Raw genomic sequence first — 13,601 nt, forward strand, 5'->3', positions numbered from 1 at the left:
GTGCCGGGCGAAGGGGACAAACGACGCCGGATGGACTAGATCATCCCGCCGTTGATGGAGAGCACCTGTCCCGTGATGTAGCCGGCCTCCGGCCCGGCCAGGAAGGCCACCAGCGCGGCCACCTCGTCGGGCGTGCCGGCCCGCTTGGCGGGGACCATCTGCGCGATCGTCGCGGCGTCGAATACGGCGTCGGCCATCGGCGACTGGATGATGCCGGGCGCCACCGCGTTGACCGTGATGCCGCGGCTCGCGACCTCCAGCGACAGCGCCTTGGTGGCGCTGTTGAGCGCGCCCTTGGCCGCGGCGTAGTTGACCTGCCCGCGGTTGCCGGCCACGCCGGCCACCGAGGAGATGTTGACGATGCGGCCCCAGCGGCTGCGGATCATGGGCATCATCAGCGGCTGGGTCACGTGGTAGAAGCCGTGCAGCGAGACGTCGATGACACGGTGCCACTGCTCCTCGCGCAGCGCGGGGAACACGGCGTCGTCGTGGAGGCCGGCATTGTTGACGACGATCTGCACCGGGCCGGCCGTCAGCAGGCCTTCCAGCGCCTGGTGGGATGCGGCACGGTCGGTGACGTCGAAGGCAATGGCCTCGGCCGAGCCGCCGGCTTCGCGCAGTTCGGTGGCCAGCGCCTCGGCCGCGGCGAGCCGGGCGTTGCCGTGCACCACCACATGCGCGCCCTCGCGCGCCAGCCGGCGCGCGATCGCGCTGCCCAGTTCACCGCTGGCGCCGGTGACCAGCGCGCGCTTGCCTTGCAGGGGAAGGTTCATGGGGAGGTCTCCGAGGGCGGCGCCGGGGCGGCCAGGGGCGTGTTGAGGACCACGGCGGCCCGCCCGTCGGCGACCGGCCGGCCGGCGTGGCGCACGCAAAAGGCGTACAGGATCTGCCGCTCGTCGCCGGCCTGCCGGGTCGCTTCGACCTCCAGCGGGCCGTCCAGGTCGTCGAGCCGCAGGCGGTGAAACTGCACGCCCCGCGCGCTGGCGAGGAAGCCGGGTCGGGCCGTGCCGCCGGCGGCACGGGCCAGCAGCGCGCCGTGCAAGGCCATCGCCTGCGCAGCGTATTCGATCGCGGCGCTGCTCAGCAGGCCGCTGGCGCTGCGCAGCGGGTGGTCGGGCGCGGTGTGGCTGACGGCCTCGCAGCGTATCGTCGTCGCGTCCCAGGCCAGCAGCCGTTCCAGCAGGCACATGCGGCCGGCATGCGGGATCAGCGCGGCGATGCCGGCGTGGTCCAGCGCGGCGGGCAAGGCCGGCGTCATGGCAGCACCTGCAGCAGCAGATGCAGGCTGCTCTGGTACTCGATCACCACCGGCTCGTGGCGCTCGGCGGCCAGGGCTTCGAGCAGCGGCAGGGCACGCGCGGCCGGGATGCTGCGGCGCAGAGCCTCGAGCGCGGGGTCGGTACAGCGCGACGGCGCCGGGCCCTGCTGCGCCGCGACCGGCCGCACCGACAGCCGGCGCCCGCCCGCGGCCGGGCCGCCCAGTACCAGCGCGACCCCGAAGCTGTCCGGCAGCGGCCGGGTGGCGTTGAGCGGCTCCGGATACGGCGTGTCGCTCGCGACCAGCAGCAGCGGGCCGGCGCCGGCGTGCAACTGCATCACGGCCTCGACCAGTCCGGCGCCGAAGCTCGCGTCGTAGGCGCACAGGCTGGTCGAGCTCTCCTGGTTGCCCACCGCGATGTGCCAGTAGCCGGCGGCCGCGTTGTGCACCGAGTTGGTAAAACGGGTCGGCGAGATCAGCCGGTCCTCGCCGGCCAGCGCCTCGCACAGCGCATGGCAGTTGCTGCCGTCGCCGCTGGAGGAGGTGAACACGGTCGACAGCGCCTGCGGCGCGATCGCCGCGTCGGCGCAGGCCGACTCGGCCACCGCCAAGGCCAGCTTGATCGCCAGTCCCGCGCGGCGCCGTTCAGCGGCCGGCAGGCGTTGCGGCGCCGGCACGACGGTCGGCTGCGCCTGGCAGCTCGCCTGGCCCGCCAGCACCGCGCGGGCCTCGGCCCAGCCCGGCAGCCCGGGGCCCAGCAGGCCGACACCCAGCAGGGAAACGGTCAAGGGCGGCATCAGGCGGCTCCCAACACGAGGCTGGCATTGGAGCCGCCGAAGCCGAAGGAATTGCTCAGCACGGTATGCAGCGGGGCGTGCCGGTTGCGGCCGAGGTAGTTGGCCTGCAGCGCCGGGTCGCGTTCGTCCAGGTGCAGGCCGCCGGGCATCAGACCCTGCTGCAGTGCGATCACGCACAGCGCGGCTTCCACCGCGCCGGCTGCCCCCAGGGTGTGGCCGGTCGCGCCCTTGGTCGAGCTGCAGGGCGTGTCGACGCCGAACACCTCACGCACCGCGCGGTCCTCCGCGGCGTCGTTGCCTGGCGTGGCCGTGCCGTGCAGGTTGATGTAGTCGATCTGGCCGGGCGCGAGGCCGGCCTCGTCGAGCGCCTGGCGCATCGCCGCGACCGCGCCGGCCCCCTCGGGGTGGGGGGAGCTCATGTGGTGGCCGTCGCTGCTTTCGCCGCTGCCCAGCAGCCAGGCTTCGGGCGCCGCGGCCTCGCGCTCCAGCAGCGCATAGGCGCCGGCCTCGCCGAGCGACAGGCCACGCCGCTTTGCATCCCAGGGGCGGCAGATCTCGGGCGAGAACAGCTCCAGCGAGTTGAAGCCGTAGAGCGTCGTCAGGCACAGGCTGTCGACCCCGCCGACCACCGCCGCATCGGCCCAGCCGGCCTCGATCAGGCGGGCCGCCGAGGCGAACACCTTGGCGCTCGACGAGCAGGCGGTCGAGACCACCATGGCCGGGCCCGACAGGCCCAGCGCTTCGGCGACGAAGGCCGCCACCGAGCTGCTGTTGTGGGTCTCGGGGTAGCGGAAATCGGCCGGCAGCGCGCCCGCGGCGTCGCGGCGCCGGTAGGCCAGCTCGGTTTGCAGGATGCCCGAGGTGCTGGTGCCGAGCAGCACTGCGACGCGCGCCGCCCCCCAGCGCTCGCGGGCCGCACGTGCTGCATCCGCGAAGCCGTCCTGCTGCAGCGCCAGCCAGGCCAGGCGGTTGTTGCGGCAGTCGTAGCGGGCCAGGGCCTCGGGCAGCTGCACGGCGTCGACGCCGGGGACTTCACCGACATACCCCTGCAGCTGCACGTCGCCGAAGGCGCAGGGTGCCAGGCCGGTGCGGCCGTCAAGCAGCGCCGCCAGGTGGGCGGCCTGGCCGGCGCCCAGCGCGCTGGTCACGGTGAAGGCGCTGATCGGCAGCGGGGCGCGTTTCATGCGGCGGCTCCTGCGGTGCTGCGGCGAGCCACCAGCAGCACGTTGGCGAAAGGCGTGCCCTGGCTCATCGGGCGCGGCTCGACCTCGAAGCCGAGCGACTGCAGCTGCGCGATCCAGGCCGTCAGTGGTCGCCCGAAGGTGGGCGGCACACGGTGGCCGCGCACCCGCGTAACCACCCGGTCGACCCACTGGCTGATCGCGAAGCCGCGCCTGGCCTGCGCGTCGCCGACCCGCAGCAGCAGCCGGCCTCCGGGCGACAGCGCGTCGTGCACCCGCTGCAGCACGCGGTCCTGCTCGGCATGGCTGATGTAGTGGAGCACATCGAGGATGACCACCGCCTCCGAGGGCGGAAAGTCGGCGCTGCGCATGTCGCCGCAGACGAAACGCGCCGCCTCGCCGGCCGCGCCGAGCGCCGCGCGGGCGCGCTCGACGTCGGCCGGCATCAGCTCGATGCCGGTGACGCGGACGCCTTGTGGCGCGGCCTGCCAGCCGGCCGGCCAGCCGGTGGCCGGGGTGCGTGCCGCCGCCAGCAGCAGGCTGGCGAGCAGCCCCTGGCCGCAACCGATGTCCAACACACGGGCGCCGGGCGGGATCAGCCCCTGGCTCAGCAGGTGACGGAACACCGGGTCCATGCCCAGCTTGCCCCGCGCGAAGTGCCAGGCGAAGCGGCCGGCGGCACGGTAGGGCTCGGAGGCTGCGTCAAGCAGGCGGCGCCACGCCGCGTCGGAGGAAAGGGGACTACTCATCGGATCGTTTCCAGGGGAGGCTCGCGGCCGGCCAGCGCTTCGGGCAGCGTGACCGGTCGCAGGCCGGCGGCGGCGCAGCGCTGCAGCAGCCGCGGCAGCACCTCCAGCACGACCGGGCGACCGGCGGCGCTGCGGGCGGCATGGCCGTCGTGCAGCAGCAGGATGTCGCCGGCGGCCAGGCCGTCGGTGAGGCGCTCCAGCACCCGGGCGGGGTCGCGCTCGCGGGTGTCGAAGCCGCGCCGGGTCCAGCTGACCAGGGCCAGGCCATGGCGGTGCAGCACCGGCGCGAGAAAAGGATTGCGAAAGCCGGCCGGCGCACGGAACAAGGTCGGCGCGCTGCCGGTGAGGCGGGTGAAGCTCGCCTGCGAGGTGCGGATCTCGCGCTCGAAGCCGCGCGGGCCGAGCAGCGAGAAGCGGTGTGAATGGCGCTGCGTATGGTTCTGCACGCTGTGGCCGCGGCGCAGGATCTCCTGCAGCAGCGCCGGATGGGCGGCGGCCCGGTCGGCGATGCAGAAGAAGGTGGCCCGGGCTCCGGCGGCGTCGAGCAGGTCGAGCACCGCCGGCGTGACCTCGGGATCGGGGCCGTCGTCGATGGTCAGCGCGATCTCGCGCCGCGCGATGGCGGCGGCCGGCAGGCGTGTCATGTTCTGGCCCAGCCAGTGGGAGCGCGGCCAGAGGCCGGCTGCCGTGAGCACCGCGTGGTTGACGACCAGCAGCGTCACCGCCCAGGGCCAGGCGGCCGGCACCGCCAGCGGCAGGGCCGCGGCCAGCAGGTGGCAGGCGAGGCTGGCCTTCAGCAACACGGGAGGCCGCCAGGCGGGCAGGGGATGCGGCATGGAGCTCATGGTCGGTGGGGGAGGGCGCATCGGGCGCAAGGGGCAGGCCCGGGCTCGAAGGCAGGCGTCATGGCGGTATCAGCCGGTCAATTGTCCCATACGCCCCCCGCCTGCCATCCCCCCAGAAGGGGCGATAAAGGCCGCTGCCAGCAGCAGGGCCAGCAGCGCGCCGGGCGCGACGACCTGGCCGATGGCAGCCAGTGCCGGCACTTCGGAGGTGGCGAGCAGGCCGAAGGACACCACGGTGGTGAGGTTGGCCATCAGCAGCGAGGCCAGGGTTTCGTCGTCGGCCTCGCCATGCTGGCGCAGGTGGTCGAAAAAGAGCGCGTAGTTGGAGCCCACCGCGACCACCAGCAGCAGCCCGACCAGGTGCAGCACGCCCAGCGGCGCCCCGGCCGCACTTTGTGCGGCCAGCACCAGCACGACGCTGGCGGCCAGCGGCAGCGCCAGGCGCAGCAGGCGCCTCAGCGAGCGCAGGTGCAGCCCGAGCAGCACCAGCACCGCGGCCCCGCCCAGCAGCGCCTGCCACAGCGCTTCCTGCAGATAGTGGCGGTAGAGGCCGTCGAGCTCGGCCTGGATCTGCACCACCCGGGTCCCGGGCAGGCCGTCGAGTGCCTGGCGCAGGCCGGCCGGGTCGATCGCGCCACGGGGCGGCAGCTGCAGGCTCATCAGCGCGGTCCAGGGCCCGCCGTCGTGGCCCGGCAGCAACTGCGCCTGCAGCGCACTCGCCAGCGGCGTGCCGGCCAGGCTGGCGCGCGTCAGCAGCGGGGCGCTGCGCTGGGCCTGCACGTCGGCGATGAAGGGGGCCAGGCGTTCGGCCGGCAGCGGCCCTCCCTCGGCAGCTTCGGCGAGGCGTCGGCGCAGGGTCTCGGCATCCGGCAGCGCCGCGCGGCGGGCCGCCTGGGTGGCGGGGCTGGGCAGCAGCCGCGCCGGCGATTCGTAGCCGAGCAAGCGGCCTTGCTCGACCAGCGGGTCCAGCCGCGCACCGGCCTGCTCGGCCCGCTGCAGCACGCCTGCTTCGTCGGGCGCCTCGATGGCGACCAGGGTGCCGGCTTCGGAGGCGCCCAGGTCGGCGCGCAGCGAAGCGTCGAGCTGCAGCGCGGCGGCGGGCACCGGGCTCAAGCTCGCCAGCGTGCCGCGCCAGGCATCGGGCTGCGCGGCCAGCACCAGCAGAGCGCCGGCGCAGACGAAGGTCAGCACCCAGCGCAGCCGCGGCAGCACGGCGGCGGCGCGAGCCACCGCGCGGCCCAGCGGCCGGCGCAGCCCCAGGCCGGGCGCGCCATCGGGCGCCAGGCGCGGCAGCAGGAAACGGGTCGTGGCGGCCGCGGCGGCCAGCCCGGCGAGCGAAAACAGGCCCAGCTGGGCCAGCCCCGCGAAGCCCGAGAACACCAGGGCGGCGAAGCCCGCCATCGAGGTCCACAGGCCCAGCCGCACCGTGGGCCAGCTCTGCTCGCGCCACTGCAGGTGGCCCTTGCCGGCGGGGCCGCCGGTGCCGACGGGGCGGGCCTGGATCAGGTAGTAGATGGCGTAGTCGACCGCCTCGCCGATCAGCGTCGTGCCGAAGCCCAGCGTGATGCCGTGGACCTCGCCGAAACCCAGGCTGACCGCCGCGATGCCGGCCAGCACCCCGCTGGCCACCGGCAGCAGCGCGATGCCGACCGACTTCAGCGAGCCGAAGGCCAGCAGCAGCAGGACCACCATCGCGACCGTGTCGGCGGCGGCCAGGCGCTCGACCTCGGACTGCACCTGGCGGCGCGAGTCCACGCCCATCACGCCCGGTCCGGACAGCTCCAGCGCCAGGCCGCGTGCGACCCAGGGCGCGGCGGCCTCACGGATCGCCGCGATGGCGCGGGCCTGGCCGTCGAGGTCGGCGCCTTCGGCCCGTGTGGTCGCCACCAGCAGGGCGCGCGGCTCGGTGCGCGAGGCCCAGACGCCGGCTTCGATACGCGGCGCCTGCGCCGGCATCATTGCTTCGGCCATGCGCACCGTCTCGCCGGTCGGATCGCGCCAGAGCAGCGGCTTGATCATGGTGCCGGCGGGCGTGCCGAGCAACGACACCGTCTCGGCCATGCCCTCGCGCAGACCTTCGACGCTGAAACGCTGCGCATCGACCGCCGGGCTGAGCAGGTAGCGGTGATCGAGCAGCCGTTGACCGGCGTCCTGCCAGGCGCTCTGGTCGCCGTTGTGCACCGCCTCGAATTCAGCGCCAGCGCGCAGCGCCGCGGCCAGGCTCCTGGAGGCCTCGGCGCGCAGCGCGGGGTCGGCGCCGCGCAGCCCGATCAGCATCACCCGCGCGGTGCCGCCGCGCTTGAGCTGCTCCATCAGCACGCGCTGCTCGCCGGTGGGCGCCTCGGGCAGGAAGGCCGAGAGGTCGGCCACATAGGTGGTGCGCCAGGCCAGCAGCAGCCCGAGCACCATCAGCGCCAGCCAGGTCCAGACGGCCCGGCTGCGCAGTGCGGCCCATTTCATTATTTCGTCCCGGCGTCGGGGGCCAGGGGCTCGATCTGCATGACCGAGAGGTCGCCGTCGGTGAGCAGGATGCGCACTTCGCGCAGCTCGGCCTGGCGGCCGGTCACGGCGACGCGCGCAACCTGCCCGCGCAGGCGCGGCTCGCGCGGCACCAGCTCCAGGGTCCAGCGCTCCAGCGTGCCGCTGAGCTGCTGGGTGAAGTGGCGCTCCAGCGCGGCGGCGTTGCCGGTGAGCGTGCCGCGCACCGCCTCGACGATGGCCTCGGCCTCGGGCGCGCTGTCCAGCGCCATGGTGCGGCTGCGCTGGCCCTGGCTCATCGTCACGGTGTTGCCGCTGACGGCCAGGCGTTCGCGGCGCGGCTTCAGGGTCTCGCGCACGAAGGTGTCGGGGGCGTTGAAGGACAGGCGGCCCGAAGACTCCAGCGTCTGCTGCAGCTCGCCGACCTGGCGCTTTTCGGTGAAGCGGGCCTCGCCGGATTTGACCTGGGCCAGCGTGGCCATCAGGTGTTCCAGGGTCAAGGGCCCGGCCTGGGCAGGGCTGGCCGCCATGCCGAGCGCGGCGGCCAGCAGCAGGGCGAGCAGGCCGCGCCGCGGGGCGGCGGCGCGCTCAGGCAGCGAAGCGGGAGGACGAAGCGGCAGGCGGGTCATCGGCGGCGGGGGTGACGGAGGGCGCTTCGGCCCCAGCCGGCGCCGAGGCGCCGGGCGGCTGGGTCCAGAAGTCGAAGAAGTTGAACCAGTTGTAGGGCGTCTCGCGGCACAGCGCTTCGACGATGGCGACATAACGCTGCAGCGCCTCGCGCACCGCCGCGTCCACCGCGCCGGGGCCGCGCGGGCGTTCACGGAAGTCCGCCACCGGCAGAAAACGCAGTTCGTAGCGGCGCCCGCCGTGGTAGAGGCCGGCCATGAACACGACCTGCCGGCGCAGCAGCGCGGCGAGCCGGAACGGGCCGTCGGAAAAAGGGGCCGGCGAGCCGAGGAAGGGCAGCCAGTGGGTCCCGGAACGCTGGCCCTGCGCGGGCAGGGTGCGGTCGGCCAGCAGCCCGGCGACGCCGCCGCCGTCCAGCCACTCGCGCAAGCTCAGCATCGCCTCGAGGCGGCCCAGCGGGATCGTGGTGAGCTCTGCGTCGGGCGCGATCGCCTGCAGCGTGCGGTTGATCAGGCGCGCGTTGTCCTCGTACATCAGCATCGCGACACGCACGCCGCGGCGGCCCTGGCCGAGAGCCCGCAGGGCTTCGAAGCTGCCGAGATGGGCGCCTGCCAGCAGTGCACCCTGGCCCTGGGCCAGCACGGCATCGACGTGCTCGACGCCTTGCAGCTCGATGTCGAAGGCCTCGAAGCGCTCCTGCAGCAGGTAGACCCGGTCGAGCACGGTGGCGGCGAAATGGTGGATATGGCGATAGCGCTCGGCCAGCCGTGGCGGGCGTCCCAGCACGCGCTCGAGGTACTGCCGCGAGGCCTGGGCGGCGGCGCCGCCGTGGCAGAGGAAATAGACCGTGATGGGGTGCAGCACCGCGCGCGCGATGCGCCGCCCCAGCGTGGTGGCGATCCAGCTCATCAGCCGCAAGGTGCGCAGGTTGCTGCGCTCGCGCTGCACGGTCCACGCCGCGGCTGCCGCGCCTTCGGCCGGCGCGGCGTTCGCGGTGTTGGCTGTGCGTGTGTTCATCGGCCCGGATCCCCTGCCTCGAAGTGGCCACTGGCGGCTGGTGTCGCGGCTGTTTCGTCGAGACGCAGGACCTCGAAGCGCAGCCGGCCTGCGGCCTCTTGCCACTCAACGCGCAAGCGGGCGCCCGGGCCGACAGGCGCGAGGAATTTGGCGGCGCCCAGGCGGGGCGCAGGCCCCAGCAGGCGCGCTGCACCGGCATCGGCCAGCAGGATTTCCAGCACCTCGGCCAGCAGCACCACGCCGGGCAGGATGGGATGACCCGGGAAGTGGCCGGCAAAGCTGGCATGGTCAGCGGGGATCTGCAGCATCGCGCCGGGCATGACGGCTCCTGTCAGGCCCGGCGCGGCGCTGCGTCGCGGCCGAGCAGCTCGGTGGCCAGCGCGGCCAGTCGCGTGGCCGGCAGCTTGCCGGTGCCGTCGCGCGGCAGCGCGTCGACCATCACGATGCGGCGCGGCAGCAGCACCGCGTCGACACGCTGGCGCAGCTCGGCCAGCAGTGCCTGGCGGCTCAAGCCGGGCGCGACGACAAACGCCACCAGCCGGGCCACGTCCTCGACCTCGCCGGCCTCGGGCAGCCAGAAGGCGCCGTCGTGCACGCCGGCGATGCTGTTGAGGTGGTAGTTCAGGTGCGAGAGCGAGCTGCGTTTGCCGGCGACGTTGATCAGGTCGTTGGAGCGGCCCAGCAGCCGGAAGCGGGTCGGCGAGATCACCTCCAGCACATCGGCCAGCGCCGTGGGCTCCGGCACATGGCCGCCCTGCACGCTGGCCTGCTCGCCGTCGCCGGACAGCTGCAGGCCGCGGTAGGTGCGCCACTCGGGCCCGTCGGTGGTGCGGCGCGTGGCGACCTGGCCCGCCTCGGTGCAGCCGTAGATCTCCATCAGCGGTGCGCCCAGGGCGGCCTCGGCGCGCATCGCCATCTGGGGTGACAAGGGCGCGGTGGCCGACACGCAGAGGTCCACGGCGGGCAGCGCCAGGCCGGACTCGAGCAGGGTTTTCAGATGGAAGGGGGTGGTGACCAGCACCCGCGGGCGCGGCAGGCGCTCCAGCACCTGCACGATGTCGGCCGGAAAGAAGGGTCGTTCGGCCGCGAAGGCCGCGCCGCCCAGCATCGCGATCAGCACGGTGGACTCGAAGCCGTACATGTGGTGCGGCGGCACCGTGCCGACGATGGTGACACCCTCCAGGCTGGAGCGGCCCATGTGCTCGGCGATGCGCTCGGCTTCCGCGCCGATGTTCTCGACCAGCCCGCCCCAGTGCTTGGCGTGCACGCCGGGGGTGCCGGTGGACCCGGAGGTGAGCACGCGGGCCACCACGGTGTCGGACGCGAAGCCGGGCAGCGGCGCCTCGCCGGCCGGGACCTCGGGGCTGGGGAAGGCCAGCGAGCGCATCGCGACCGGCGGCGAGCCGGGCTCGACCAGGGCGTAGGCGTCGGGGAAAAGGCCCTGCAGGCGGGCCACCGTGTCGGGCGTGTGGTTGGGCGGCAGCAGGCTGGCCTGGCCGCGCAGCAGCGCCGCGCCGAGCGCCAGGGCAAAACGCCAGCGGTCGCCGGTCATCGCCAGCAGCGGCCCGCCGGCGGGCAGCGCGGCGGCCAGCGCCTGGACCTCCGCCAGGTAGGCGCGGCGGCTTAACGGCCGGCCGTCGCGCCAGGCCAGCGGGGCGTCGAGGTCGGCGCCGGACAGCAGGGGCGCGAGCGCCGCACTCATTGCGGCTCCCCCCGGCCTTGCGCGGGGTCGTAGCTGTTCCAGGCGTGTATCGCCGCGGTGATGCCGACTCGCTCGAACTCGGGATGCAGGCGGTAGCGCAGCAGGTATTCGGCCGCGAACATCAACACCAGCGACAGCGGCGTCAGCACATTGGCGAACAGCGACCAGGCCTCGAACGGCGCGCCGGCATACAGACCCAGCGAGACGGAGGTCATGACGGCGAAGTAGACGCACCAGGCGGCTGTCACCTTGCGGGTGTAGCCGGCCAGGGCCGGGCTCAGGCCGCCATGGGTGCGTTCGGCCAGCGCCGAGATCAGCGGCTGGCGTCCGGGCCGCAGCGTGCTGGCGAACCAGACGCCCAGCCCGAAGTGGATGCCGGCGTGCTGGCCCAGGTAGAGCCACTGGGGCGGGATGCGCCCGCCCTGCGCGGCCTGCACGGCGAGCGCCAGGCAGACCCCCCCGAGCAGCGCGGCCAGCACACGCCGGCCGCCGCGCCACAGGCTGAGCAGGGCCAGGCCCGCCATCGGGCCGAGCAGCGCCAGCAGCGCCAGCGGCTGGTCCGCGGCGCGCGTCATCAACTGATGCGACAGGACTGCGTAGGCAAGGCCGCCGGCCGCTCCGAGCAGGCAGCGGGCGCGCGTGTCCATGCTCAGAGCGTGCGGTGGGCCGCGATGTGTTCGGTCAGGCTGGCCAGCGAGGAGAAGATGCGCACATTGTTTTCGTCGTCCGAGCGCAGCTGGAAGCCATACCGCTTGGAGACCACCAGGGCCAGTTCCAGGATGTCGATGGAGTCCAGGCCCAGGCCTTCCCCGTAGAGCGGGGCCTGCGGGGCGATCGATTCGGGAGCGATCTCGAGGTTGAGGCTGTCAACCAAGAGGGCTGCCACCTCCCGCTGCAAATTCTCGTCGGCAGAAGTCATGCTTGCCTGTCCTGTACCTGGGTATTGTCTCGCCGCCCCCCTCGGGCGGCTGCAAGCGTCTGCCGCGCGGAAGGCGGCATCGCATCGGCCGGGCACCTGTTTTTGTTGAGCGCTGGGGCCCGTGCCCGGCAGTCCCCGCGCGACGCCTGGCCGCGCGACGGGAAAGCGGGCAGTTTAGCAGAGGGTCTCCATTCGTATCGTCCCCGCTTTGGGGGACCGTGTGACGGAGTACCATGACTGCCAGCCCACAGTGCCCGGGCCGGTGGGCCAGCCACGGCACCTGCCGCGATCCATGCTCCAGAAATCCCCTCCCGGCGGCGCGGACCGGCCCCTCGTGCACCTGCCGCACACCCCGCTGAACGACTATTACCGCGAGGGCGACGACGAGGCCCGCGAGCGTTTCCTGCGTGCCACCTTCGACGACACCGCGGTCGACTACGACCGGCTGGAACGTATCCTCGGCCTCGGCACCGGCTCCTGGTACCGCCGCCAGGCCTTGCAGCGGGCCGGCCTGAAGCCCGGCATGGACGTCGTCGACGTCGGCATGGGCACCGGGCTGGTGTCGCAGGAGATCCTGCGCCTGACCGGCGAGCCGGGCCGGCTGGTGGGGGTGGACCCCAGCCCCGGCATGATGGGCCAGGCGCGGCTGCCGGCCGAGGTGCGCTGCCTGGAAGGGCGGGCCGAGGCCATCCCGCGCTCCGACGCCAGCGCCGATTTCATCGTGATGGGCTATGCCTTGCGCCACATCGCCGACTTCTCCGCCGCCTGCGCCGAGTTCCGGCGCGTGCTGCGCCCGGGCGGCCGCCTGCTCATCCTCGAGATCACGCGCCCGCAGGGGCGGCTCTCGAACGCGCTGCTCAAGGCCTACATGCGTGGCGCGGTGCCGCTGCTGGCGCGGCTGGTGTCGCGCGCGCCGGCCACGCCGATGCTGTGGCGCTACTACTGGGACACCATCGAGGCCTGCGTCGCGCCGGCCGACGTGATGCGCACCTTGCAAGGCAGCGGCCTCGCCGCGGTCGAGCGCTACGTCGAGCTGGGCATCTTCTCGGAGTACCGCGCGCGGGGCTGAGCCGCGCTGGCCGGGGCCGTCTGTCCTCAGCCGATGCGGCCGAGCAGCAGGTACTCCATCAAGGCCTTCTGCACGTGCATGCGGTTTTCGGCCTCGTCCCAGACCACTGATTGCGGGCCGTCGATCACCTCGGCAGTGACTTCCTCGCCGCGGTGGGCCGGCAGGCAGTGCATGAACAGGGCGCCCGGCTTGGCGGCCGCCATCATGTCGGCGTCGACGCACCAGTCGGCGAAGGCTTTCTGGCGCGCCTCGTTCTCGGCCTCGAAGCCCATGCTGGTCCAGACGTCGGTGGTGACCAGGTCGGCGCCGCGGCAGGCGTCCATCGGGTCGCGGAAGGTCTGGTAGCAGGAGCGGTCCTGGATGCCGGCCAGCTGCGGGTCGATCTCGTAGCCGTTGGGCGTGCTGACATGCACCTTGAAGCCCAGCACCTCGGCCGCCTGCAGCCAGGTGTTGGCCATGTTGTTGCCGTCACCGACCCAGGCCACCGTCTTACCCTGGATGGAGCCGCGGTGCTCGATGTAGGTGAAGACGTCGGCCAGGATCTGGCAAGGGTGGAACTCGTTGGTCAGCCCGTTGATGACCGGGACCCGCGAGTAGGCGGCGAAGCTCTCCAGCTTGGCCTGCTCGTAGGTGCGGATCATCACCAGGTCGACCATGCGGGAGATCACGCGCGCGCTGTCCTCGACCGGCTCGGCACGGCCCAACTGGCTGTCGCCGGTGGTCAGGTGCACCACCGAGCCGCCCATCTGGTACATGCCGGCCTCGAAGCTGACCCGGGTGCGGGTGGAGGCCTTCTCGAAGATCATCGCCAGCGTGCGGTCCGACAGCGGGGTGTACTTCTCGTAGTTCTTGAAGCGGCGCTTGATGATGGCGGCGCGCTCGAACAGATAGGCGTATTCCTCGGCGCGGAAGTCCTTGAACTGCAGGTAGTGCTTGATCAGCGTGTGGCCAGGTTTCAT

General features: G+C 73.2%; 15 protein-coding genes. 1 reads left to right on the forward strand and 14 read right to left on the reverse strand.

Annotated features, from left to right (window positions below; translation table 11 throughout):
- Nucleotides 1–35: 35 nt before the first annotated feature.
- From fabG to OOT46_RS01100, 13 genes are all read right to left on the reverse strand, one after another.
- Nucleotides 36–773, reverse strand: coding sequence for a 3-oxoacyl-ACP reductase FabG (gene fabG / locus OOT46_RS01040; protein ID WP_265401717.1), 738 nt, complete (start codon nt 771–773; stop codon nt 36–38).
- Nucleotides 770–1,258 carry a hydroxymyristoyl-ACP dehydratase gene (locus OOT46_RS01045; protein WP_265401718.1) on the reverse strand — a complete coding sequence of 163 codons (489 nt, stop codon included), beginning with the start codon at nt 1,256–1,258 and terminating at the stop codon, nt 770–772. Before OOT46_RS01045 ends, fabG begins: the two co-directional genes overlap by 4 nt.
- Entirely contained in the window at nt 1,255–2,055 is an 801-nt protein-coding gene (locus OOT46_RS01050) for a beta-ketoacyl synthase chain length factor (RefSeq protein ID WP_265401719.1), read from the reverse strand. The genes OOT46_RS01045 and OOT46_RS01050 overlap by 4 nt, the downstream gene beginning before the upstream one ends.
- A complete protein-coding gene (locus OOT46_RS01055; protein WP_265401720.1) occupies nt 2,055–3,239 on the reverse strand; it encodes a beta-ketoacyl-[acyl-carrier-protein] synthase family protein in 1,185 nt (394 codons plus the stop codon). The genes OOT46_RS01050 and OOT46_RS01055 overlap by 1 nt, the downstream gene beginning before the upstream one ends.
- Nucleotides 3,236–3,985, reverse strand: a complete 750-nt coding sequence (locus OOT46_RS01060) for a class I SAM-dependent methyltransferase (RefSeq protein ID WP_265401721.1) — start codon at nt 3,983–3,985, stop codon at nt 3,236–3,238. The genes OOT46_RS01055 and OOT46_RS01060 overlap by 4 nt, the downstream gene beginning before the upstream one ends.
- Nucleotides 3,982–4,821: a polysaccharide deacetylase family protein gene (locus OOT46_RS01065; RefSeq protein WP_265401722.1), complete on the reverse strand. Its 840-nt coding sequence runs from the start codon at nt 4,819–4,821 to the stop codon at nt 3,982–3,984. The genes OOT46_RS01060 and OOT46_RS01065 overlap by 4 nt, the downstream gene beginning before the upstream one ends.
- Nucleotides 4,822–4,899: 78 nt before the next feature.
- Nucleotides 4,900–7,290 carry an MMPL family transporter gene (locus OOT46_RS01070; protein WP_265401723.1) on the reverse strand — a complete coding sequence of 797 codons (2,391 nt, stop codon included), beginning with the start codon at nt 7,288–7,290 and terminating at the stop codon, nt 4,900–4,902.
- Nucleotides 7,290–7,937 carry a LolA family protein gene (locus OOT46_RS01075; RefSeq protein ID WP_265401724.1) on the reverse strand — a complete coding sequence of 216 codons (648 nt, stop codon included), beginning with the start codon at nt 7,935–7,937 and terminating at the stop codon, nt 7,290–7,292. The genes OOT46_RS01070 and OOT46_RS01075 overlap by 1 nt, the downstream gene beginning before the upstream one ends.
- Nucleotides 7,897–8,952: an acyl-CoA synthetase gene (locus OOT46_RS01080; RefSeq protein ID WP_265401725.1), complete on the reverse strand. Its 1,056-nt coding sequence runs from the start codon at nt 8,950–8,952 to the stop codon at nt 7,897–7,899. Before OOT46_RS01080 ends, OOT46_RS01075 begins: the two co-directional genes overlap by 41 nt.
- The gene (locus OOT46_RS01085) at nt 8,949–9,272 is read right to left on the reverse strand and encodes a hypothetical protein (RefSeq protein WP_265401726.1); all 324 of its coding nucleotides are present in this window, start codon (nt 9,270–9,272) and stop codon (nt 8,949–8,951) included. Before OOT46_RS01085 ends, OOT46_RS01080 begins: the two co-directional genes overlap by 4 nt.
- An 11-nt stretch (nt 9,273–9,283) precedes the next feature.
- Entirely contained in the window at nt 9,284–10,654 is a 1,371-nt protein-coding gene (locus OOT46_RS01090) for an AMP-binding protein (RefSeq protein ID WP_265401727.1), read from the reverse strand.
- Nucleotides 10,651–11,301, reverse strand: a complete 651-nt coding sequence (locus tag OOT46_RS01095; RefSeq protein WP_265401728.1) for a hypothetical protein — start codon at nt 11,299–11,301, stop codon at nt 10,651–10,653. Before OOT46_RS01095 ends, OOT46_RS01090 begins: the two co-directional genes overlap by 4 nt.
- A 2-nt stretch (nt 11,302–11,303) precedes the next feature.
- On the reverse strand, nt 11,304–11,573 hold the full coding sequence (locus tag OOT46_RS01100) for a phosphopantetheine-binding protein (protein ID WP_265401729.1): 270 nt from the start codon (nt 11,571–11,573) through the stop codon (nt 11,304–11,306).
- A gap of 292 nt (nt 11,574–11,865) precedes the next feature.
- Here OOT46_RS01100 and OOT46_RS01105 point away from each other — a divergent pair, with 292 nt between their 5' ends.
- On the forward strand, nt 11,866–12,642 hold the full coding sequence (locus OOT46_RS01105) for a class I SAM-dependent methyltransferase (protein ID WP_265401730.1): 777 nt from the start codon (nt 11,866–11,868) through the stop codon (nt 12,640–12,642).
- Nucleotides 12,643–12,668: 26 nt separating this feature from the next.
- On the opposite strand, the gene argF is transcribed toward OOT46_RS01105, so the two are convergent.
- On the reverse strand, nt 12,669–13,601 hold the full coding sequence (argF, locus tag OOT46_RS01110; RefSeq protein WP_265401731.1) for an ornithine carbamoyltransferase: 933 nt from the start codon (nt 13,599–13,601) through the stop codon (nt 12,669–12,671).

It is taken from the genome of Aquabacterium sp. A7-Y (assembly GCF_026153205.1).
Lineage (GTDB): Bacteria > Pseudomonadota > Gammaproteobacteria > Burkholderiales > Burkholderiaceae_C > Caldimonas.